Genomic DNA, 21,038 nt, shown 5'->3' with positions numbered 1-21,038 from the left:
CGGGCATCCACGACGGGCAGTACGCTGCACAACAAGAATGTGTTCTGGGCGATTTCGGGGGCTTTGCACTCGGCGCCGACGATGCGCGGCTCCGTTCACGGGGGAGCACATGACGACCCGCGGGAGGCCAACCGTGACGCGACAAGATGCGACACAGCGCACCGTCACGACCCCGGACGGACGGCACCTCGCGGTGGAGACTTCGGGATCGCCGGACGGGCCGGCGGTCTTCCTGCTGCACGGCACCCCGGGCAGCCGCAGCGGCCCCCGGCCCCGGGGCATCGTCGTCTACCGCCTCGGTGTGCACCTCGTCTGCTACGACCGACCCGGGTACGGCGACTCCGACCGGCACGAGGGTCGGCGGGTGGCCGACGCCGCGGCCGACGTGGCAGCGATCGCCGACGACCTCGGCATCGACCAGTTCTCGGTGGTGGGCCGGTCCGGTGGCGGGCCGCATGCCCTGGCCTGCGCCGCGCTGCTGCCGGACCGGGTCACCCGGGCCGCCGTGCTGGTGGGGCTCGCCCCGGCCGGCGCGCCTGACCTGGACTGGTACGCGGGCATGGCGGAATCGAACGTGGAGGACTACGGGCAGGCCGACGAGGACCTGGCCGAGCTCACGCTCAACCTGAAGGTTCGCGCGGAGGAGGCCCGCCGGGACCCGATGACGCTGCTGGACTTCCTCCGCCCCCAACTGCCCGACGAGGACATCCGGGTCGTCGACGACGTCGCGATCCGGCGACTGCTGACCGACATGTACTCCGAGGCGCTGCGACACGGCCCCGAGGGTTGGATCGACGACGTGTTGGCGATCCGGCGCGGCTGGGGGTTCGACCTGGGGGCCATCCGCGCGGAGGTCCGGCTCTGGCACGGCGAGCAGGACCGCTTCTCCCCGGTGGAGCACTCCCACTGGCTCGCCTCGCGGATCCCGCGCGCCGAGGTGCAGGTGCAGCCCGGCGCCGCGCACTTCGGGGCGGTGGAGATCCTGCCGCAGACCCTGACCTGGCTGGCCACGCCGGACCTCGCGACCAGCCCGCGGCTCTGAGCGCCCGGCCCGACCGGACCGGCCCGACAACGACCTGCCCGCCGGACGACCCGGTCAGATCGTGTGTGGGTCGATCACCCGGACCACGAACCGCCGTTCGCGCAGGGTCTGCACCGTGGGATGTTCCAGACCGATCACCTCGGCCAGCCGGTCCGCCACGTCGCCCACGTCCTCGCTGGCCGCGCCGTCGCCGGCCCGCCTCGACACCAGGGCGAGATCGCCGAGGCAGCGCAGCGTGTCGGGGTGGTCCGCGCCGATCACCGCGGCCAGCCGGCCGGCGGTCTCCCGCAGCCGGTCCCGCGCCGACTCCCGGTCGCCCTCCTCGGCGAGGCACACCGCCTGGTTGACCTCCGCGGCGAGGGTGTGCGGGTGGTCCGGGCCGAGCACCTTGCGCAACTCCCCGACCGCCCGGGCCGCCGAGGCGAGCGCGTCCGACCTGCGCCCCAATGCGCGCTCCGCCGCCGAGATGTTGCTCACCGTCGCCAGTGTGTGCGGGTGCTCCGGGCCGAGCCGGAGCTGCTCCTCGAACGCCAGGCGCACAGCTGTCATCTCGGTCAGCGCCCGAGCCGCGTCACCGACGGCCAACAGGTTCGCCGCGCGACTCGACCGGCACGCCACCGTGTCCGGGTTGTCCGGACCGAAGCGTTCGTCGAGCTCACGGTAGGCGGTCTCGAACAACGGCGCGGCCTCGCTGCCCCGACCGGAGCTGCGCAGCGACACCGCCAGGTTGACCTGAGCGGCGAGACTCTGGCCGTCGTCCGGCCCGAGCACCTCGCAGTACGTCTCGTACACAGTGCGCAGCAGGGCGGCGGACCGCTCGTACTCGCCGGCTTCCCGCAGGTCGCTGCCGAGCCGCACCGCCGAGACGAGGGTGTACGGGTGTGTGGGGCCGAGCACCAGCCGCCGCCGCTGGTGCACCTCGTCGTCCCATCGTCGGGCCGACCGGTAGTCGCCGACCAGCCGGTACGAGACGGCGAGGTTGTTGGCGGCGCTCAACGTCCGGGGGTGGTCCTCGCCGAACACCTGGAGCCAGGAGGCGTAGGTGGACCGGTCCCGTTCCAGGGCCTCGGCGTAGCGGCCGAGCGCCCGCAGGTCACCGCCGAGGCTGCCGGCGGTCATCAGACTGTGCGGGTGCAGCGGGCCCAGCAGCCGGCGTTGCTCGGCGAGCACCGCCTCGTCCAGGTCCCGCGCCTCGTCGAACCGGCCCAGGCTGCGCAGGATGTTCGCCCGGTTGAACCGCAGGTGCAACAACTGGCGGCCCAGCGGCGACGCCTCGGTCTCCTCGCGCGTGTCGCCGAGCCGCGCGCTCCAGGTGTCGTCCACCTCCTGGCTGAACACGTCGGCCTGGTCCAGACCGCCGCGCTGCCACAGATAACGGACCCGGTCGATGAGCAGCTGACACACCGACTCGTCCGGGCAGGTCAACGCCTCGGAGACCTCCAGGTGCGGCCAGAGCATGCGCAGCCGGGCCCAGGTGGTCGGGTCGTCCACGTCGCCACGGGGTCGGGAGGCTGCCAGCACCAGGTGCACCTGGTGTCGGGCGGCGGTGATCTCGTCGTCGGTCATCCGGTCGCGGACCACCGCCTGCAACAGCCGGTGCACCTGGACCCGACCGCCCTGGACGTCGAGCTTGAGCAGTGCCAGGCGGTTGATCTGCTGGACCAGGGCGCCGCGCACGAGCCGCTCCGACACCGACGGGTCGAACGGCACGAGGGCCGCCGCCATCTCGTCGCTGTAGATGAGTTCGAGGGCGATCTCCGGGGCCAGCACCGAGCAGAGCTGCAACAGCCGGTACGCGGCGGGCGCCCGCTCGAGCAGCCGGTTCAGCGACAGGTCCCAGGTCGCCTCCACGGAGAGGGCGCTGGGGCCGTGCCGTTCGATCTGCCGCAGGTAGTCGGCGACCGACGTGCCGGTGTCGGCGAGCCAGGCACCCGCCGCGGCCACCGCGATCGGCAGGTCGCCGAGCGCCTCGGCAACACGGTCGGCCTCCTCCGGGCTGATCGTGGGCACCCGCTGGGCGAGGTGCGCCACGCTCTCGGTGCGGTCGAAGACGTCCACCTGGATCGGGTTGGCCCGGTCACCCCACGCGCGGTTGCGGGAGGTCAACAGGACGTGCCCGGGGCCCTGCGGCAGGAAGGGCTCGATCTGGTCGAGTTCCTCGGCGTTGTCGAGCACGACCAACCACCGCTCGTACGGCTCACCACGGCCGAGCACCTGCAGCACCGACCGGACCGTGTCGGGCAGGGTGGGACCGACGAGGATGCCGAGGCGACCGGCGAGGTCGGCGAGGGCGGTGTCGACGAACTGCGGCGGGTCCGCCACGATCCACCAGACCACGTCGTACGCGGCCTTGAACCGGTGCACGTATTCCAAGGCCACCTGCGTCTTACCGACGCCGCCCATGCCCTGCAGGGCGACCGGCAGCACCACAGCGCTGCCCCCGCTCTGCAACTGCGCGCGCAGCCGGGCCAGGTCGTCCTCCCGGCCGGTGAACCGGGCGTTCCGGTTGGGGGCGTTGAAGATCAGTGGCTCGGTGCCGGGGTAACGGGTGGCCCCGCCCGCCGGCCCGTCCGCCGACGACGGCACCGGCCGGCCGACCAGCCGCAACACCCGCTCCACGGCGGTCGTGGCGCTCACGTTGACCAGGTTGGTGGAACTCTGGGACGGGAACTCCGCCAGCGGCCGCAGGTCGGCGACGTACACGGCCAGGGCCGTGGAGCCGGTGCTGGTGTCCCGGTCGGGCAGGCCACCGGACGGCGTCGCCACGTAGGCCGGCGAGACCACCGTCAGCGTGCGCGGGGCCGGCGTACCGGCCGACCCCACGGCGGCAGTGGGCTCCACCACCCGCAGCCCGGCCGAGCTGAGCACCCGTTCCAGCCACTCGGCCCAGATGGCGTCCTCCGGCGCGTACCGGAGCACGATCTGGTCGTCGATCGCCTCGGTGCGTCGGCGGAAGCGAGCCTTGCCCCGCTCCCGCACGGACTCGTCCATCAGTGGCAGCGCGGTCACCGCGCCGTCGGTGAGGATCCCGGTCAACGTCTCGAACGCGGCCAGCAGCGACGTCGGTGAGCCCGGCGGGTCGCCGAACGTCGCGAGGGTCTCCTCGTACGCGTAGAACGGCCGGTAGGGGACCTCCACAGCGGCCCAGTACCGCCGCCGTTCCGCCTCGGTCATGCCGGCGGGCAACCCGGCGAACCGGCGCATGGCCAGCAGGCGACCCGCCTCGGCCCGCTCCTTCTCGGCCTGGTCGACGCGCATCGGCACCGGCAGGACCCGGATGTCACGTCGCCGGTACCGGTCCCGTACCGAGTGCGCCACCCGGGCCGCGCCGTCGATGCCCTGGTCGCTGAGGGTGAAGCAGTCGACAAGGGTGTCCGGCAGGTGCAGGGTGCAGATGTCGGCGACGTCGCTCAAGCCCGTCCGGCTGTCGATCAGGGTGAAGTCGTACTGGCGCTTCATGTCCGCCCGCAGCGCCTCGAAGAACTGCGCCCCGCCCAGCCGGTTGTAGAAGTTGTCCCAGTCCAGCCCACTCACCGAGACGGCGTAGTCGCTGTTCTGCCGGCCGGCGGAGAGGAAGTCGAGGCCGCCGCCGTCGGGGAAGTTCCAGCGCAGGGAGAACGCGTGCCGCCCGACCCGGGCGTACTGCTCCATCCAGCGGTCCGGTCGGTCGTCGACCCGGGTGGTCTCCCACTCGTAGTCGCGGATCATGTCGATCACGCCGCTGGTGCCCTGGATCGCCTCGGCGTCGAGGAACGGGTGGAAGAAGCGGTGCAGACCGGGTGACTCGAGGTCCCAGTCGGCGACGAGCACCCGCCGGCCGCTGGCCGCCAGGATCCAGGCCACGTTTGCCAGCGCCATCGTCCGGCCCGTTCCACCCTTGAACGAGTAGAAGGTGACGACCTGGCCTTCGCGATCGTTGTTCATCGGTTTTCTCCGTGGGGACGCGGTGGGGCCGGATCATCAGGCGGGGACGCGGGGTCGGTGGAAACAGTCGAACCGGCGGCGGGCAGGCCGTCACGCAGGCTCGGCACCGGCTCCGGCGGTGGTTCGAAGGGCACGACCGGGCCGTACTTGAGGAACTGCCGGCGAGCCTCGGTGACCAGCGCCGGCATCAGGTCGACGAACTCCGGCATGCTGCACGCGCGCTTCACCTGGGGCAGACCGGCGTCCTGCAACAGCTGGGTGACCTCGGTGGCCCAGCGGGTGGCGTCCTGGCTGTCGTCGTCGTCGGTGACCACCAGCGGAACGACCCACTCCCGCAGGCCGTGCAGCAGGCGGGCGAGGACCCCGGCCGCGTCCGGCGCCGCCGCGATCCACGGGTCGACCAGCAACACGGCCGGCCGCCGGTCGAGCAGCGCGGATGCCTGCGCGAAGTCCTCGGTACGGGCCGACAGCCCGAGCCGCTCGGCGGTGCTGACCGCGTACTCGGCGGCGGGCAGTTGCTGGCTACGCCCGTACGGCCGCCAGAGCCGGCCGCTGGCGGCGTAGCCGGCGGGGTCGCGATCGGCCGGCAGCCGGTCCCGGGTCGGGGCCAGGACGGCGACGACGAAGTCCGGGTCGGTCGGCGCGGGACGGACCACCTCGTCCAGGCCGGGCGCCCGGGACGGGCCCATCGGTCGCCGCTCGGCGGTGTGCACGATCCGGCTCGCCAGGCGGCTCAGCAGCAGCTCGTACTGGGCTCGGTAGGAGGCCAGCATGCAGAATGCGCGCAGGCCGTCGGCGGCGTACTCCGGGACGTCCCTGCCCAGGTCCAGGGCGCCGTCCAGCTCCGGGTGGGCCTCCCACGGGGGGAACGGGATCCACAGCACCGGGGTGAGGTGGCCGGCGGTGAGCCGGGCCGACCCGGCGGCGGCCAGCCGGGCCCGGAAGGACTCCTGCTCTCCCAACGCCCAGGGGCGGCTGAAGTAGCCGGGTGAGTAGAGCGGGACGAAGACCTCGGCGTCACCGAGCGCCTCGGCGAGGGCCGCCTTCCAGTCGGCGCCCAACGGGATGTGCTGGTCGAAGAAGCCGATCCGCATTCCGGCGACCGGGCGCGCCTGCCGCCGCACCTCGTCGGTCAGGTCGGCGAAGAACTGGCCGACCCAGACGTCGGCGTCGGCCCGGGCACCCGGGGGCGGCGCCGAGTGGGCGTAGCTCAGGAAGAAGTACGTTCCGCGCGCCCCGGTTCGGCGCCGGTCCGCCGGCGGGCTCACGTCGACTCCTCGGCGAACCGGTTGCACAGCTCGTCCACGCTCGCCGGCACCCAGGGTTCGACAAGGTACGACCGGTGGATGGCCACGATCCGCTGCGCGAGCCGCCAGACCACCGCCCGGTACGCGTTCTCCCACTGCATGGTCAGCAAGCCGTAGACCCCGTCCCGCTGGTAGTGCACCGCGATGTCGGGATCCGGCATCGCGGTCGGGGTGAAGCGCTGGATGTCGCGGAGCACCCGGGGCAGAACGGTGCCGTTCGTCGGCGACCAGGTCACCGGCACGATCGCCGTCTCGTGGACCGAGGCGGAGCTGTGTCGCGGGGTGATCCGTCGGCGGGAGAACGCGTCCCACTCCCGGCCACACCACTCGCTGCCGAGCAGCGCGCTGGACACCAGCGGAACGAAGACCTGGCAGGTGCCGGCGGCCTGGAGAAGCTCCGGGCTCCAGCGTTCGCCGCCGGCGATGGAGGTGTCCAGGAAGCCGGCGTCCACTCCGGTCACCGGGCCGACCAGCTCGCTGACGTGGACGGAGAGGTCCTCGAAGAAACGGGAGACGTACTCGGCGGGTTTGCCGGTGGCCCGGCCGACCGGTGCCCGCGAATAGCTGATGAAGAAGAGCGGGGCGCGTGCTCTGGAGGGTGCGTCCACTGTGCTCACCGCTGCCCCTCCGCCCTCCCCACGCGGCCGGAACATCAGCGTAGTCCCCGCGTCAACGCCGCGCCGCCAACCGGTTCGTGGCGAACCAACCAGTCGCGAAGTCGACAGCGGCCCGCGCCGGCAGCAGCCGGGCGGTGGCCCGCCCCACCCGACCGCGGCGCACCAACGGCGTCTCGTCGAGCGCGGCCCCGACCATCGGGAAGTCCCTGTCGTCCAGGTCGAGCGCCCGGAAGTCGAGGCGGACCCGCCGCCCGTCGACGAGCCGGAAGCAGTGGTATTCGCGCTCGGGCAACGGCACCGGCAGCCGGTACTCGGCCAGGTGCAGGGCGCTGCACGCCTCGTAGCCGAGGCCGAGCAGCAGGATCTGACCGTCCGCCGCGTAGAGGCCGCCAACCGGTGAGCGTTCCCCCAGGTGGCAGGTGAGGTCATGGCCGTCGGTGAGCTGCCGGGCCCGAGGGCCCAGCGCGGCGAAGGAAGTCTGTGGATGGTCACTGCGCACGGCACCGGGAGTGCACCGGACGTACTCGGCGAGCGCACCCATCCGCTGGGAGGGGGTGGTCCGGCGGTCCCAGCCGGGCAGCGCCGCCTCGTACCGTTCGCGCTGCGCCTGGTCCATGCCGGCGGTGGCTGCCAGGTGGGCTCGGGAGGTGGTCGAGTTGCCATCGGTCTGGGTGGGCACCAGCAGCGTGCCGGCCGGGCCGAGGACGTCGCGCAGCGCGCCGGCGAGGGTCGCCGGGCCGTGCTCCAGCGGGCCGACCCGACGGAGGCCACAGTGCACCAGCAGGCACACCCCCGGGCGTACGCCCAGCGCCCGCAGGTCGTCGGCGAGGCGGGGGCGGCCCAGTCTGGGCAGTGCGTGCTCATCTGGACCCGACACGGGTCTCCTCCAGGGCGTGGCGCAGCTGGCCGACGAACCGCTCACCCGCCGCGGTGAGCGACCGGCTGGCCAGCAGCGCGTCGACGCCGTCCCGGGTCCAGGCCAGGAAGTGGGCCGCGTGCGCCGACGCGTCCCGCTGGTCGGTGGCCGCCCGGGACTGCCAGACCTGGGTGACGGCGAGGTGGGCGTACACCCCCTGGAGCACGCCCTCCGGTGGCCGCGGGTCGGGGCGCCAGGGCACCCGGATCCGGCCTTCCTGCCCGGGTTCGACCAGGTCGTACAGGTCGAGCACCGCACCCAGCTTCGCGTGCTGCCACTCGTGCACGAGCAGCACCGCCATCGCCTCCGGGTCGGGATGCGGGGTGACGGCGACCGCGCCGAACGCGTGCCGGGCGGTCGCGCTCCGCAGGGGTCGCGCCGGGTCGGGCGCCAACGGGACGACGGCACGCAGACCGCCGTCGAGCGCGGCCGCGTGCGCCGGCACGTCCCGGTGCACGACCTGCCAGGCCTCCGCCAGGGTACGGCCCAACGCCCGCGCCGCCGGCACCTCCAGACGGGATTCCACCGGCTGGCCGTAGCAGTCGCGGTACGGGTCGCCGTCCTCCAGGAGCAACCGGCCACCGGGCACCGGCACGTCGCGGGTCGGAAGCCAGCCGGTCGACGGCGACGCCAGCGGATCGAGGAGCACCGTCTGCGCGACCGACCCGCCCCGGATCTGGACCTCGCCGGGCCGGACGGTCACCTCGGCGCTCTCCCCCAGGCCGGGCAGCACCAGGCTGCCGAGCGTGGGCAACGTGATCGTGTCGGCCCGCACCGGGACGGGCATCGCGGCCGGGACGCCGGCCCGCAGCGCCGCCGCGATGGCGAGGGCCGGCAGTGGGTCGACCGCCGCGCCGAGACCGGGCGGGGCCGACGGGTCGAGGCGGTGCACCAGCGCGGGCCGGACGAACGGGTGCGCCAGGACCGCCCGAACCGCCTCCGGCGCCGCCTGGTCGAGGTGGACGAGAAGCTCCCAGGCGGCGCTGGTGCCGGACCGGTCCCGGCAGGCCGCCAGCAGCGCCCGGGTGATGGAGAGCTGGGTGGCGGCGAGCAGCGCGAGCGTCGACGTCGACCCGTGCCCGGTCGCCAGGTCGTCCAGCAACTCGTCGACCGGCGAGGTGGCGGACCATTCGCCCGACGCGGGCGGTGTGGGCGGCGGGTGGGCGTCCACTGTGTCGATCAGGCGGAGCAGGTCGGCGCAGTACACCGAGGGGTTGTCGAAGCCCGACCCGGTGCGCCAGCGGTGGGCGTACAGGCCACCGCCGCACCGGTCGACCACCGGGCAGGACCGGCAGGTCGCGCAGAGCCCGTCCACGCCGTCCTGCCGGACGGCGACCCCGGGGTGCCGCGCGACCTCGTCCACCGGGTGGTCGAACACGTCGAACCCGGTGCCGGCCGCACCGTGGTACGCGGTCTTCAGCGAGTCGACCTGCTCCCAACTGCCGTCCGCCTCGATGACCAGCACGTCGGCCGGCGCGAGGCCGAACGCCTCGGTACCACCGCCGCCCGGGCGCAGCGCCTCGAACATCCGGATCGACATCGGCCGCCCGTCGTCCACCCACCGCCGGTGGATCCGCCCCAGCCAGTCCGCGTACGGGGTGGGGTCCGCGCCGGGGCGCTGCGGGGGGTGGTCCCAGGTGGCGTGGGGCAGCAGCAGGTCGACGCGGGGCGGGCTCTCGGCCAGCAGTGCCTCGTACACCCGGTCCGGGTCGTTGCGGACGTCGATGGTGCAGAGGATGCCGGCGTAGCTGGAGCGGTGCTCCGGTCGCCGGAGCAGAGCCAGCGCCCGCCGGACCTGGTCGTGGCTGCTGCCGCCGTGGGCGAAGACCCGGTGGCGGTCGTTGGCGGCGCGGTCGCCGTCGAAGGAGACCCCGACCCGCACGTCGTACTCGACGAAGAGCCGGCACAGCTCCTCGTCGAGCAGTACGCCGTTGGTCTGCATGCGCAGGTCGAGCCGCGCCCAGGGGGTGATCGTCGTGCGCAGCTCGGCCAGCACCTCCCGCAACCCGGCGGCGCCCAGCAGCAGCGGCTCACCCCCGTGCAGCACCACGTGCACGACCGGCAGGCCGTGCTCGCGGGCGTGTTCGGCGATCCGCCGTGCGGCGGCCTGGACCGTGGCCGGCGGCATCCGCGCCGGGCGGCCACGCCAGGTCTGGTCGGCGTGCTGGTAGACGTAGCAGTGGTCGCAGCTGAGGTCACACCGGCTGTGCACCTTCAGCACGAACTGACTGATCCGCCGGCAGGATCCGCCCACTCCGGGTGCACCGCACCGGCAGGCCATCGCTCAGATGGACGAGTTGAAGGCGGCGACGGCCACGGTGCCGGACGGCACGGAGTCGTTCGTGACGACGCGCCTGCGCACCGCCTCGATCAGATCGGCGTGCTCGACGGGGATCCGGTCCAGCGGGGTGTGCAGGCTACGGGTGAGATTGTCTAGGTCGGGACGGGATGTGCGGGCGGGGGCATGGTCCACAATGAGTCTCCGGGGGCCCGGGGCGCTGGGAGCGCGAGCGGCGGCTGTGGCTCGAACGGCTCTGGTCCGTGACCAGGATAGACAAATATCGACCCAGTGTCACCGTCGGTACCATAGCCGGCACGGCGAGTGGTAGACCGCGTTGGACCGAGGAGGAGCTGACATGTGCCGGAGCATCAAGACGCTGCGGGAACCGTTCACCCCGCAGGTGACCGACGCGGACGTCGAGGCGGCGGCGTTGCAGTACGTCCGGAAGATTTCTGGTTTCCGGGCGCCCGCCGCGCACAACGCCGCCGCGTTCGACGCCGCGGTGGCCGCCGTGGCCGAGGCGACGCGCACCCTGCTCGACCAACTGGTGGTGCGGGGTGCCGGATCGGGCACCCCGGACCGGTCGGCCACCGCCGCCAGCTGACCGCCGCTCACCGGCTCGGCACCCGGCCGGGCCTGACCCTGAAGAGGGTCAGGCCGCGGCGAGCGCTGGGGCGACGGTGTCCGGCGCCCAGCGTGAGCGGTGGCACTGCGACCAGCCCCGACAACCCGGGTCGCCCAGCGAGCAGAGCCGCAGCCTGCTGAGCACCTCACCGTCGTCGGTGTCCCGCACGTCGAAGTGCACCGGACGGACAGTGCCGTCCGGGGCGACGAGCAGGTGCCGGCCCGCGTCGAGCGTGTCGTCGCGCAACAGGCAGTTGCGGCCCAGCAATCGGGCCAGTGCGGCGATGCACGCGTGCTCGGAGAGCTGCTCGGGCACCCCGTAGCAGTCCACCACCGTCGCGAATTCGCCCGGCGCCTCCCAGACGTCACACACCACCGCGTACGCCGGCAGCCGCGCCGGGTCGGCCGCCGCCAACGGCATGACCACCCGACCAAGCGCCTCGGCCAGCGCCGGGTAGACCTCCACGGGTTGAGCCCCGTCGATTCTCCAGTTCCACAGCTCGGTCATTCCGCCTCCTCGCTGCGTTCGTCCCCACCGGCCTCCGGATCGGGCCTTACACACGATGGTGGGGGGCATTTGACCCCAGCCGGGGGCAAGTTACCGGTCTGTGACCATTCCGGGCAAAATTTCCCTGAGCAGCATTGCTCGGAGTAGCGGGAAGGTGACAGTTTATCGGGTATGGTGCGCCCTCCGCACCACCGCCACCGCGTGTCCTCCCGCAGGTCCACCGCCCCCCGTCAGCGCAGGACGACCCGGTGCTCCCCCCGGGGCAGCAGCTCGCCCACCACCGGAGCGCCCGGCACCTCGCCGGCGACCAGCAGGCCACCGGAGGTCTGCGCGTCGGCCAGCAGCAGCCGCTCCGCCTCGTCCGCCACGCCGAAGTCGGTCCACGGGGTCACCCAGTCCAGATTGCGCCGGCTACCGCCGCTGACGAACCCGTCGCGCAGCGCCTCGCGCGCGCCGGCCAGGTAGGGCACCCGGGCGGTGTCGATGGCCACAGTGACCTGGCTGGCCCGCGCCAGCTTCGAGGCGTGCCCGAGCAGCCCGAACCCGGTCACGTCGGTGCCGCACCGGATGCCGGCGGCGACCGCCGCGCGGGCGGCGTCCCGGTTGAGCGCGCTCATCGTGGCCACCGCCTCCGGGAAGCTCTCACCGGTCGCCTTGTGCCGGGTGTTCAGCACGCCGACCCCGAGCGGCTTGGTCAGCGACAACGGCACCCCGGCCCGCCCGGCGTCGAGGGTGATCAGCTCCTCCGGCCGGACCGTGCCGGTGACCGCGAGACCGTACTTCGGGCCGTCGTCGTCCACGCTGTGCCCGCCGGCCAGGTGACAGCCGGCCTCCCGCGCCACGTCCTGACCGCCGCGCAGCACCTCACGGGCCAACTCGAGCGGGAGCACGTCGCGCGGCCAGCAGAGCAGGTTGAGCGCCACCAGCGGGGTGCCGCCCATCGCGTACACGTCGGAGAGCGCGTTGGCCGCGGCGATCCGACCCCAGTCGTACGCGTCGTCGACCACCGGCGTGAAGAAGTCGGCGGTGCTGACCAGACCGGTGCGCTCGTCGAGGCGCACCACCGCCGCGTCGTCGCCGTGGTCCAACCCGACCAGCAACTCGGCGGTGCCGGTCGCCGGACCGAGACCGGCCACCATGATCTCCAGCTCGCCCGGCGGGATCTTGCAGGCGCAGCCACCGCCGCGGGCGTACTTGGTCAACCGTACGGGTTCGGTCATCCCCCCATGATCTCGACAAGGCGCCACGATCGCCACCGCGACCACCCATCCGGTGACCGAAATCGGACGCCCGAGAACGATCGTGACCGGTGTTACCGCTCCGTGACCCGCCGGGTTGCGTTCTGCCACATCAGGCCGCCTACAGTGGCCGCACCGGGGGTCAACCGACCCCGTATCCGGGAGACGACAGGGGACGGTGGACGACGTGACGACGGGCGAACCGCTCATCGTGCTGGACGCGGTCAACAAGTGGTTCGGGCCGCTGCACGTGCTGGACGACGTCTCACTGTCGGTGGGTCGGGGCGAGGTGGTCGTGGTGATCGGCCCGTCCGGCTCCGGCAAGTCGACGCTGTGCCGCACGATCAACCGACTGGAACCGATCAACTCGGGCACCATCACCTTCGACGGTCAGCCTCTGCCGGCCGAGGGTAAGCCCCTCGCGAAGCTGCGCAGCGAGGTGGGCATGGTCTTCCAGTCGTTCAACCTCTTCGCGCACAAGACCATCCTGGAGAACGTCACCCTCGGCCCGATCAAGGTCCGCAAGGAGAAGCCGACCGCCGCCCGCGAGCGCGGCCTGGCCCTGCTGGACCGGGTCGGCATCGCCAACCAGGCGGACAAGTTCCCGGCCCAGCTCTCCGGCGGCCAGCAGCAGCGGGCGGCCATCGCCCGGGCGCTGGCCATGCAGCCCAAGGCGATGCTCTTCGACGAGCCGACCAGCGCCCTGGACCCGGAGATGGTCGGCGAGGTGCTCGACGTGATGACCTCGCTGGCCAGTGACGGCATGACGATGGTCGTGGTGACCCACGAGATGGGCTTCGCCCGGCACGCGGCGAACCGGGTCATCTTCATGGCCGACGGGCAACTGGTCGAGGACGCCCCACCGGCGGAGTTCTTCGCGAACCCGCGCAGCGAGCGGGCCCGAGACTTCCTCTCCAAGATCCTCACGCACTAGGCGTCCGTAGTGGAGCGCGCCGTACTCGGTGGGCTCCGTTGAAGAAGGAGAAGAGTATGCGTATCAAGCGCGTTGCGGCAGTCGCCGCGGTCGCCGCTCTGGCGCTCGGCCTCACCGCCTGTGGTGGCGACGACGGCGGGGACACCGGTGCTGGCAGCAAGTCCTTCACCGCCGGCACCACCATGGAGAAGCTGAACAAGGCCCAGAAGATCAAGGTCGGCACCAAGTTCGACCAGCCCGGCTTCGGCCTGAAGGGCCTCTCCGGCAAGCCGGAGGGCTTCGACGTCGAGATCGCCAAGATCATCGTCAAGGAGCTCGGCATCCCCGAGGACAAGATCGAGTGGGTCGAGGCCCCCTCGAAGGTCCGCGAGGACGTGATCGTCAACGGCACTGTCGACCTGGTCGCCGCCACCTACACGATCAACGACAAGCGCAAGGAGCGGATCGCCTTCGCAGGCCCGTACTACGAGGCCGGCCAGAACATCCTGGTCAAGAAGGACGACACCACCATCACCGGCCCTGACTCGTTCAAGGACGGCACCAAGAAGGTCTGCTCCGTGACCGGCTCCACCCCGGCCGAGACGATCAAGCAGTACGTCAAGGACGTCGGCACCCAGCTGGTGCTCTTCGACACCTACGACAAGTGCCGGGACGCCCTCAAGGGTGGCCAGGTCAACGCCGTCACCACTGACAACGTGATCCTCCTCGGCTACATCGCCAAGGACGAGGCGTCGTTCAAGCTGGCCGGCAGCAACTTCACCAAGGAGCCGTACGGCATCGGGGTGAAGAAGGAGGACGCGGACTTCCGCAGCTTCATCAACGACACGCTGGACAAGGCGGTCGCCGACGGCAGCTGGAAGAAGGCCTGGGACGGCACCGCCGGCAAGTTCGGCGCGGAACTGGGCTCGGCGCCCACCATCAACCGCTACTGATCTGATCCTTCGATCTGGAGGGTGGGGAGGAACACCGACCCGTGAACGTGCTCATCGACAAGTTCGACGTCTTTGCGGGTGGTTTCTGGCTCACCCTCCAGATCTGCATCCTCGCCGCGATCGGTGCCCTCGTCCTGGGCGCCATCGTGGCGGTGCTGCGCATCTCACCGGTGCCCCCGCTCCGCGCGCTCGGCACCGGCTACGTGAACGTCTTCCGCAACATGCCGCTGACAGTGGTGATGTTCTTCGCCGCGTTCGGCCTACCGGCGCTCGGCTCCAACGCGGACTTCCTCCGCATCCCGGTGCTCGACTCGCTGTTCACGCGGCTCGGCACCGACCTGCCGTACTTCCGGTTCGCGTTGATCGCCCTGGTGCTCTACACAGCGGCGTTCGTCTGCGAGGCGCTGCGGTCCGGGGTCAACGCGGTGCCCGCCGGCCAGGCGGAGGCGGCGCGGTCACTGGGCCTGACCTTCGGGCAGAACCTGCGCCACGTGGTGCTGCCACAGTCCTGGAAGGCCTCGATCGTCCCGCTCGGCTCGGTGATCATCGCGATGATCAAGAATTCGGCGCTGGCCGGCTTCTTCGGTGTCGTCGGTGACCTGTCGGCCACGGCCGACCAGCTCACCGGAGCCGAGGGCTACGCCTTCATCCCGGTCGCCATCGGCATCTCGATCGGCTACCTGATCATGACCGTGCCGCTCGGCGCCCTGCTGGACCGGATCGAGAAGCGACAGGCGGTGGCCCGATGAGTCAGCAGACCAGCGTCCTCTACGACGTCCCCGGGCCGCGGCAACGGCGGATCACCCTGATCAGCAGCATCGTCGCCGGAGTCGTCCTGCTCGTCGGGGCCTACTTCCTGATCTACCAGCCCTTGGACGAGAAGGGCCAGCTCTCGATGGAGCTGTGGGGGCCGCTGCTCGACCCCTCCAACGAGAACTTCTCCCAGGTGTGGGACCGGATCGGCCTCGGCTTCAAGAACACCCTGATCGCGGCAGCGCTGGCCATCGTCTCCTCACTGGTGCTGGGCACACTGCTCGCCCTCCTGCGGATCCAGCTCAAGAGCCTGACCCGGCTCCGGTTCACCGGTGTGGCAACGCCGGTGGCCTACCTGCTGCGTGGGCTGAGCACGCTGCTGTCGGCGATCACCCGGGTCTGCGTCGAGGTGTTCCGCGGCCTGCCCGTCGTGATCACCATCTTCTTCGTGGCCCGCGGCTTCCCCGAGTTCGGCCTCTACTTCGACAACCTCTGGTATCTGGTCATCGGCCTCACCATCTACAACTCGGTGGTGATCGGCGAGATCCTCCGCTCCGGCATGGAGGGGCTGCCGGGCGGCCAGGCGGAGGCCGCCGCCGCCATCGGGCTCTCCCCGTCCCAGACCACCCGGATGATCCTGCTGCCGCAGTCCTTCCGGATCATGCTGCCGGCCCTGATCAGCCAACTGGTCGTGGTGCTCAAGGACACCTCGCTGGGGTTCATCATCAGCTACGAGGAGACCCTGAACATCGGCAAGCAGATCATCGGCGTGCTGGGCAACCCGATCCAGGTCTACGTCGTGATCGCCGTGCTCTTCATCGTGGTGAACTACTCGCTGTCCAAGCTCGCCCAGTACGTCCAACGGCGGCTCGCCCGGGGCCGCAAGACCGCCAACACCCCGGCGCAGAACCCGCCGCCCGCGGCCCTGATCTCCCAGGCCGAGGGCGGAGGCGGGGGCGGCGGAGGCGGCGCCTGAGCCACGCCACACCGACCAGAAGGCCCGAAGGCCGCCCCGAGCAATTCGGGGCGGCCTTCGGTCATCTGCACGGGTTGTGCGTGTCGCGCCGCTGCGTGCGCGGACGCTGCGGGAGGGTGATCGACTCGGTTTTCAGGAAATCGCGGTGTCCCGACGCGTGCGACCCACCGACTTCCAGGAAGCCGAGTCGATCAAACGGCTCAGCGGGCGATCTCGGTGACCCGGGACTCGCGAACCACTGTGACCCTGATCTGACCCGGGTAGGTCAGCTCCTCCTCGATCTGCTTGGCCACGTCGCGGGCCAGCACGGCCGCCCCGATGTCGTCGACGTCGTCCGGCTTGACCATCACCCGGATCTCCCGGCCGGCCTGCATGGCGAAGACCTTGTCCACGCCGAGCTTGCCAGCCGCGATCTCCTCGATCCGCTCCAGCCGCTTGACGTACGCCTCCAGGCTCTCCCTGCGCGCGCCCGGCCGACCGCCGGAGCAGGCATCGGAAGCCTGGGTCAGCACGGCCTCGATGGTCTGCGGGGGCACCTCGTTGTGGTGCGCCTCGATGGCGTGCACCACGTCCTCGTGCTCGCCGTACTTGCGGGCGAGGTCCGCGCCGATGATGGCGTGGCTGCCCTCCACCTCGTGGGTGAGCGCCTTGCCGATGTCGTGCAGGAACGCCGACCGTTTGATGATCGGCACGTCCAGCCGCAGCTCGGCGGCCATGATGCCGGCGATGTGGGCGGTCTCGACCAGGTGCTTGAGCACGTTCTGCCCGTACGAGGTGCGGTAGCGCAGCCGGCCGAGCAGGGTCACCAGCTCCGGGTGGATCTCGGTGATGCCGACCTCGACCAGGGCGTCCTCGGCGGCGCGCAGGCAGAGCTGCTCGACCTCCTGCCGGGCCAGGTCGTAGACCTCCTCGATCCGGTGCGGGTGGATGCGGCCGTCCAGGACCAGCTTCTCCAGGGTCACCCGGCCCACCTCGCGGCGGACCGGGTCGAAGCAGGAGAGCAGCACCGCCTCGGGGGTGTCGTCGATGATCAGGTTGACGCCGGTCACCGACTCGAAGGCGCGGATGTTGCGCCCCTCCCGGCCGATGATCCGCCCCTTCATCTCGTCACCGGGCAGGTGCAGGACGCTGACCACACTCTCCGCGGTCTGCTCGCTGGCGACCCGCTGGATCGCGTCCACCACGATGTGTCGGGCGCGCTGCTCGGCCGTGTTGCGCGCGTCGGACTCGATGTCCCGCACGAGCAGTGCCGCTTCCCGCTTGGCCTGCGTCTCGATGGCCTCGATCAGCTCCAGTCGCGCGGAGTCGGCGGTGAGCCCGGCGACCCGCTCCAGCTCGCGGCGACGCAGTTCTTCCGACTCGGTTAGCTCTGCCTCGCGCTGGGCGAGCGCGGCCTCCCGGGCGGCGAGGGCGGCCTTCGCGGCGGTGAGCTGCCGCTCCCGCTCGGCGAACCGCTCCACCTCCTCGGTGTGCATCCGCTCCCGCTCGTCCATCCGGGCTGCCCGACGTTCCACCTCGGCGGCCTGCTCCCGGGTGGTGGCGGCGAGCACCGCGACCTCCCGCTCGCCACTGCGCCGGGCTGCCGTCCGCAACTGTTCGGCGTCCGCCTCGGCCTGCTTGTGGGCGCGCTCCAGGACGGTGTCCGCCTCGGCCCGGGCGTCGTCGAGGACCCGCCGCGCCTCGGCGCGGGCCGCCTTCGCCTCGGCCTTCGCCGCCGCCGCTTCGGTACGGGCTGCGGCGGCCGCTGACTTCGCCACGTCGATCGTGCTGTTCGCCTCGTCGGCCGCGGTCCGCAGGGCGGCCAGGGACTGCTCCTGGCGGTCCTTCTCGGCGATGAAGGCGGGATCCTCCGGAGCCGGCGCGGCGCCCATCCGGCGCATTGTCCGGATGCCGACCAGCACGGCCCCGATCACCACCACCGCGAGGACGAGGACGGCCGCGAGGAGCACGACGTCGAACGCGTTCATGCCGGGACCCCGTCGGGTCTACCGATGAACCTGTGCCGCCGCCCCGCCATGGCCGCCTCCCCTAACGTCGAGACCGCAGCGACCGTGCCGGGGGCACACTCCTGCGGCTGTGGACGCCCGACCGGAGCGGCTGGCCGTGGGTAGCTTTCTCCGCCGGCGGTGCCCGTGGGCAGCGTCGGCGACCGGGTGCAGTTGTCGCAGCGTTCCGGACCGGCCTGTCCGGAACTGCCGCCAAAGGCCGCGGAGTCGGCCAAAGTGATGCTGTTCTGTTACGCGATCTATGTTGTGCGCTTAGCCTGCGCTGGTCGGGCAATGTGAGCCTGTATGGCGAGGCTAGGTCGCCGGGGGTGCTCTGGTCAAGGACTCATGATCAAACCCCCCAAACGGAGCGAAGTTGCGGCGTCACTCAAAGCTGATGTCGTGTCGGACACGGAAGGACAAACACGGCGAGCCGACGGCCTCGATACGGATGTCGTGCCTGTTCAGAGACTGCGGCGCCCCGCGTAAGAGCCGACTTTGTGACACCAGCGACCCCCCGCTCGCGCCCAGCCCTCTCGTCGGGCTCGTCACTTCAAGATCGCGCTCGATCCTGAGAGTCAACACCGTTGCGTGAGGGCTGCAGCCGGGCGAGAAGATCGCACCGATCTGTGAGTGGGGGTTGTCAAGGGGTGCGGTGGTGGGTGGTGATGGTGCGGTAGAGCTGTCGGGCGATGTAGCGCTTGAGGCAGCGGTTGATTTCTCTGGTGGTGCGGCCTTGGGCGCGGCGTCGGTTGATGTAGTCGCGGGTTTCGGGGTGGATGCGGCGGCGGGTCAGGGCGATGGTGTGTAGGGCGCTGTTGAGGGTTCTGTCGCCGCCGCGGTTGAGGCGGTGTCGGTCGGTGCGGCCGCTGGCGACGGGTATGGGGGCGGCGCCGGCGAGGGTGGCGTAGGCGGCTTCGGAGCGGACGCGGCCGGGGTGTGACCAGGCGGTGAGGGCGATCGCGGCGGTGACGGGTCCGACTCCGGGTTGGTCGAGCAGGGGTGGGCAGAGTTCGGTGACGAGGGCGCGGAGGCGTCGGTGGTTGTCGGCCAGTGCGGCGTCGAGGGTGTGGATGTGACGGGCGAGGGTGCCCAGTTCGCGGCGGCGGGTGTGTTCCTCGGTGGGCAGGTGGGTGCTCTCGGGTAGGTCGAGGGCGGCCAGGCGGGCGATCTGGTGGGTGGTGCTCAGCCCGCGTAGGGCGTGGCGCAGGGCGTCGTCGGCGGTCAGGATCAGCGCTTTGACCAGGTTGACCGTGGCGGTGCGCGTGTCGCTGTGGTGGCGGCGGCAGACCAGCAGCAGACGCAGCGCTTCGCGTGGTCCGTCGCTGCGGGGCACAGCGATATGGTCGGTGGACAGTGCCAGCACCGCGTGGGCGGCGGCGACCGCGTCGAGTTGATCGGACTTCCCGCCCCGGCGGCGGGCCGCCGGGGCGGGTTTGGGTGCCTCGCAGACCGGTTCACCGGCAGCGCTCAACAGCCGGCACAGTCCCTGACCGTGCGCCCGGGTGCCCTCTACCGCCCACAACCGGCGCCCGTCCGGCGGGGTGTGCGCGGCGGCGAAGGCCACCAGCTGGCTCAACCCGTCCGGGTCGGTGGACACGGTGACCTGCGCCAGCACCGCCCCGAACCGGTCGAGCACGGCAGCGGTGTGCGTGTCGGTATGGGTGTCCACCCCCACCACCACGTCATAGCGATCCGTGACCCGCTCTACGATCTGTGCCATCTCGGGTTGTTGCTCCTTTGCCAGTGACGACCGGGACAGTCGGCGTCGGCTCGGGATGCAGTCACCTCGGCGGCAAATCTGTGATGGGCCACGTGTGCTCGCACGGGCAGGCTTCTGATCAGGCCAGCAAGGTGGGCCGGGCCGGCGCCGACGACCACCTGGGGACAGGTCTTGCACAAGGCACACCCGCACTCCGAGCGGCCGGATCGGCAATGAGCCACCCAAGCGATCATCGACGCCGAACCTAGCGGCAACCAGCCGAACCGATCACCACATACATAGAAGCGTCTTGCAGTTTCGGTTGTCGATATGGGTGGAATGCCCCTTATATCGGGACAGAAAGTGCAAGATCGCGGAGCAGCGGCGGCGCGAGGTCGAGGATCATGGAGTTGTGGTGCCCGGATTAGTGCTTTACGGGCGTTTGGTTGCCCACCACAACTCCATGATCGGCGAGGCAACGCCGGTTGTTGACTTCCGGTACCGAGCACGATCTTGGCGCCGGTCGCTCGGCGGGCGCCGATGCTCCCCCCGACGGGCGGCCCTCAGCATCGAGGCGACACACCTATCGCGCGCGCTCAGTCGAGCAGACGGTTGTCGCGCTCCAACTCGCCCTCGGCCTCGGCGAGCGCGTCGGCGTCGATCTGCTCGGCGAACTCGGCTGCCTCGGCGCTCTGCGCGGCGAGCGCGTCCTTCACCGCCCGGATGGCCACACCAGGCGGGTAGCCCTTGCGGGCCAACATGCCCACCAGTCGGCGGAAGACCGCGTCCGGCTCGCCTCGGGCGGTGCGTAGCTTGCGCTCCACGAGACTTCGGGCGGTGTCCGCCTCGGTCTCCTCGTCCAGCTCATCCAGCGCCTCGGTGGCCACCTCGCCGTCCACGCCCTTGCGGCGCAACTCGTTGGCGAGCGCCCGGCGAGCGAGGCCGCGCCCGGCGTGCCGGCTGGACACCCAGGCCCGGGCGAACGCGGCGTCGTCGATGATGCCGACCTCGTCGTACCGGTCGAGCACCTCGGCCGAGACCTCCTCGGAGATGCCCCGCTTGGCCAACGCCCCGGCCAACTCGGCCCGGGTGCGGGGCCGGACGGCAAGCTGGCGCAGGCAGATCTCGCGGGCCACCTCGGACTCGTCGCGTGGGGGCGCCGGAGACTCGACGGTGTCGGTCTCCTCGGACCGACCCCGGCGGCCTCGCCGAGGGCGGGGCGGATCGGTGGCGTCGCCCGTACGAGGCGGACTGGCATCCCAGCCCCGCCCCGTACGAGCGCGTCGTCCTGCCATGGGT

17 protein-coding genes are annotated in these 21,038 nt (G+C 71.5%); 6 read left to right on the top strand and 11 right to left on the bottom strand.

Annotated elements, in window-relative coordinates:
• Positions 1-133 precede the first annotated feature (133 nt).
• The gene (locus tag IW249_RS17010) at positions 134-1,042 is read left to right on the top strand and encodes an alpha/beta fold hydrolase (RefSeq protein ID WP_307788612.1); all 909 of its coding nucleotides are present in this window, start codon (positions 134-136) and stop codon (positions 1,040-1,042) included.
• Positions 1,043-1,096: 54 nt separating this feature from the next.
• On the opposite strand, the gene fxsT is transcribed toward IW249_RS17010, so the two are convergent.
• The 6 genes from fxsT to IW249_RS16980 all read right to left on the bottom strand — a co-directional run bounded on the left by fxsT (position 1,097) and on the right by IW249_RS16980 (position 10,279).
• On the bottom strand, positions 1,097-4,966 hold the full coding sequence (fxsT, locus tag IW249_RS17005; RefSeq protein ID WP_196921656.1) for an FxSxx-COOH system tetratricopeptide repeat protein: 3,870 nt from the start codon (positions 4,964-4,966) through the stop codon (positions 1,097-1,099).
• Positions 4,963-6,234, bottom strand: a complete 1,272-nt coding sequence (locus IW249_RS17000) for a TIR-like protein FxsC (protein WP_196921655.1) — start codon at positions 6,232-6,234, stop codon at positions 4,963-4,965. Before IW249_RS17000 ends, fxsT begins: the two co-directional genes overlap by 4 nt.
• The gene (locus IW249_RS16995) at positions 6,231-6,890 is read right to left on the bottom strand and encodes a TIR-like protein FxsC (RefSeq protein ID WP_196921654.1); all 660 of its coding nucleotides are present in this window, start codon (positions 6,888-6,890) and stop codon (positions 6,231-6,233) included. Before IW249_RS16995 ends, IW249_RS17000 begins: the two co-directional genes overlap by 4 nt.
• Before the next feature lie 52 nt (positions 6,891-6,942).
• Positions 6,943-7,767 carry an AAC(3) family N-acetyltransferase gene (locus tag IW249_RS16990; protein ID WP_307788611.1) on the bottom strand — a complete coding sequence of 275 codons (825 nt, stop codon included), beginning with the start codon at positions 7,765-7,767 and terminating at the stop codon, positions 6,943-6,945.
• Complete coding sequence (locus IW249_RS16985) at positions 7,751-10,027, bottom strand: FxsB family cyclophane-forming radical SAM/SPASM peptide maturase (protein WP_307788610.1); 2,277 nt, start codon at positions 10,025-10,027, stop codon at positions 7,751-7,753. The genes IW249_RS16990 and IW249_RS16985 overlap by 17 nt, the downstream gene beginning before the upstream one ends.
• 63 nt (positions 10,028-10,090) lie before the next feature.
• On the bottom strand, positions 10,091-10,279 hold the full coding sequence (locus tag IW249_RS16980) for a hypothetical protein (protein WP_196921652.1): 189 nt from the start codon (positions 10,277-10,279) through the stop codon (positions 10,091-10,093).
• A gap of 163 nt (positions 10,280-10,442) precedes the next feature.
• On the opposite strand from IW249_RS16980, the gene IW249_RS16975 reads away from it, so the two are divergent.
• A complete protein-coding gene (locus IW249_RS16975) occupies positions 10,443-10,691 on the top strand; it encodes a DUF2277 family protein (protein ID WP_196921651.1) in 249 nt (82 codons plus the stop codon).
• A gap of 48 nt (positions 10,692-10,739) precedes the next feature.
• On the opposite strand, the gene IW249_RS16970 is transcribed toward IW249_RS16975, so the two are convergent.
• The gene (locus IW249_RS16970) at positions 10,740-11,219 is read right to left on the bottom strand and encodes a hypothetical protein (RefSeq protein ID WP_196921650.1); all 480 of its coding nucleotides are present in this window, start codon (positions 11,217-11,219) and stop codon (positions 10,740-10,742) included.
• A gap of 230 nt (positions 11,220-11,449) precedes the next feature.
• Positions 11,450-12,439, bottom strand: coding sequence for a selenide, water dikinase SelD (selD, locus tag IW249_RS16965; RefSeq protein WP_196921649.1), 990 nt, complete (start codon positions 12,437-12,439; stop codon positions 11,450-11,452).
• Positions 12,440-12,635: 196 nt separating this feature from the next.
• On the opposite strand from selD, the gene IW249_RS16960 reads away from it, so the two are divergent.
• Genes IW249_RS16960 through IW249_RS16945 form a run of 4 tightly spaced genes read left to right on the top strand, consistent with a single transcriptional unit; the run spans position 12,636 to position 16,052 of the window.
• Entirely contained in the window at positions 12,636-13,391 is a 756-nt protein-coding gene (locus IW249_RS16960; protein WP_088946762.1) for an amino acid ABC transporter ATP-binding protein, read from the top strand.
• A gap of 56 nt (positions 13,392-13,447) precedes the next feature.
• Positions 13,448-14,323 (top strand): glutamate ABC transporter substrate-binding protein, encoded by an 876-nt coding sequence (locus tag IW249_RS16955; protein WP_196921648.1) that lies wholly within the window; start codon positions 13,448-13,450, stop codon positions 14,321-14,323.
• Positions 14,324-14,364: 41 nt separating this feature from the next.
• Entirely contained in the window at positions 14,365-15,072 is a 708-nt protein-coding gene (locus IW249_RS16950) for an amino acid ABC transporter permease (RefSeq protein ID WP_196921647.1), read from the top strand.
• Positions 15,069-16,052, top strand: coding sequence for an amino acid ABC transporter permease (locus IW249_RS16945; protein WP_196921646.1), 984 nt, complete (start codon positions 15,069-15,071; stop codon positions 16,050-16,052). The genes IW249_RS16950 and IW249_RS16945 overlap by 4 nt, the downstream gene beginning before the upstream one ends.
• A 200-nt stretch (positions 16,053-16,252) precedes the next feature.
• Here IW249_RS16945 and rny read toward each other — a convergent pair whose 3' ends face one another.
• The 3 genes from rny to IW249_RS16930 all read right to left on the bottom strand — a co-directional run bounded on the left by rny (position 16,253) and on the right by IW249_RS16930 (position 21,034).
• Positions 16,253-18,019, bottom strand: coding sequence for a ribonuclease Y (rny, locus tag IW249_RS16940; protein ID WP_196921645.1), 1,767 nt, complete (start codon positions 18,017-18,019; stop codon positions 16,253-16,255).
• A 661-nt stretch (positions 18,020-18,680) separates the two neighbouring features.
• Positions 18,681-19,760 (bottom strand): IS110 family RNA-guided transposase, encoded by a 1,080-nt coding sequence (locus IW249_RS16935; RefSeq protein WP_196920513.1) that lies wholly within the window; start codon positions 19,758-19,760, stop codon positions 18,681-18,683.
• A gap of 575 nt (positions 19,761-20,335) precedes the next feature.
• Positions 20,336-21,034: a regulatory protein RecX gene (locus IW249_RS16930; RefSeq protein ID WP_196921644.1), complete on the bottom strand. Its 699-nt coding sequence runs from the start codon at positions 21,032-21,034 to the stop codon at positions 20,336-20,338.
• Positions 21,035-21,038: the final 4 nt, after the last annotated feature.

The organism is Micromonospora vinacea (genome assembly GCF_015751785.1).
GTDB lineage: Bacteria > Actinomycetota > Actinomycetes > Mycobacteriales > Micromonosporaceae > Micromonospora > Micromonospora vinacea.
The sequence above is the reverse complement of the archived record's forward strand: the minus strand, read 5'-3'. Positions and strand labels throughout refer to the sequence as shown.

What these genes read in the sequence shown, in the direction of transcription:
- IW249_RS16955 (WP_196921648.1), top strand. Translation starts at nt 13,448, where the DNA reads ATGCGTATCAAGCGCGTTGCGGCAGTCGCCGCGGTCGCCGCTCTGGCG.
- IW249_RS16975 (WP_196921651.1), top strand. Translation starts at nt 10,443, where the DNA reads ATGTGCCGGAGCATCAAGACGCTGCGGGAACCGTTCACCCCGCAGGTG.
- IW249_RS16970 (WP_196921650.1), bottom strand. Translation starts at nt 11,219, where the DNA reads ATGACCGAGCTGTGGAACTGGAGAATCGACGGGGCTCAACCCGTGGAG.
- selD (WP_196921649.1), bottom strand. Translation starts at nt 12,439, where the DNA reads ATGACCGAACCCGTACGGTTGACCAAGTACGCCCGCGGCGGTGGCTGC.
- IW249_RS16935 (WP_196920513.1), bottom strand. Translation starts at nt 19,760, where the DNA reads ATGGCACAGATCGTAGAGCGGGTCACGGATCGCTATGACGTGGTGGTG.
- fxsT (WP_196921656.1), bottom strand. Translation starts at nt 4,966, where the DNA reads ATGAACAACGATCGCGAAGGCCAGGTCGTCACCTTCTACTCGTTCAAG.
- IW249_RS16930 (WP_196921644.1), bottom strand. Translation starts at nt 21,034, where the DNA reads ATGGCAGGACGACGCGCTCGTACGGGGCGGGGCTGGGATGCCAGTCCG.
- rny (WP_196921645.1), bottom strand. Translation starts at nt 18,019, where the DNA reads ATGAACGCGTTCGACGTCGTGCTCCTCGCGGCCGTCCTCGTCCTCGCG.
- IW249_RS16945 (WP_196921646.1), top strand. Translation starts at nt 15,069, where the DNA reads ATGAGTCAGCAGACCAGCGTCCTCTACGACGTCCCCGGGCCGCGGCAA.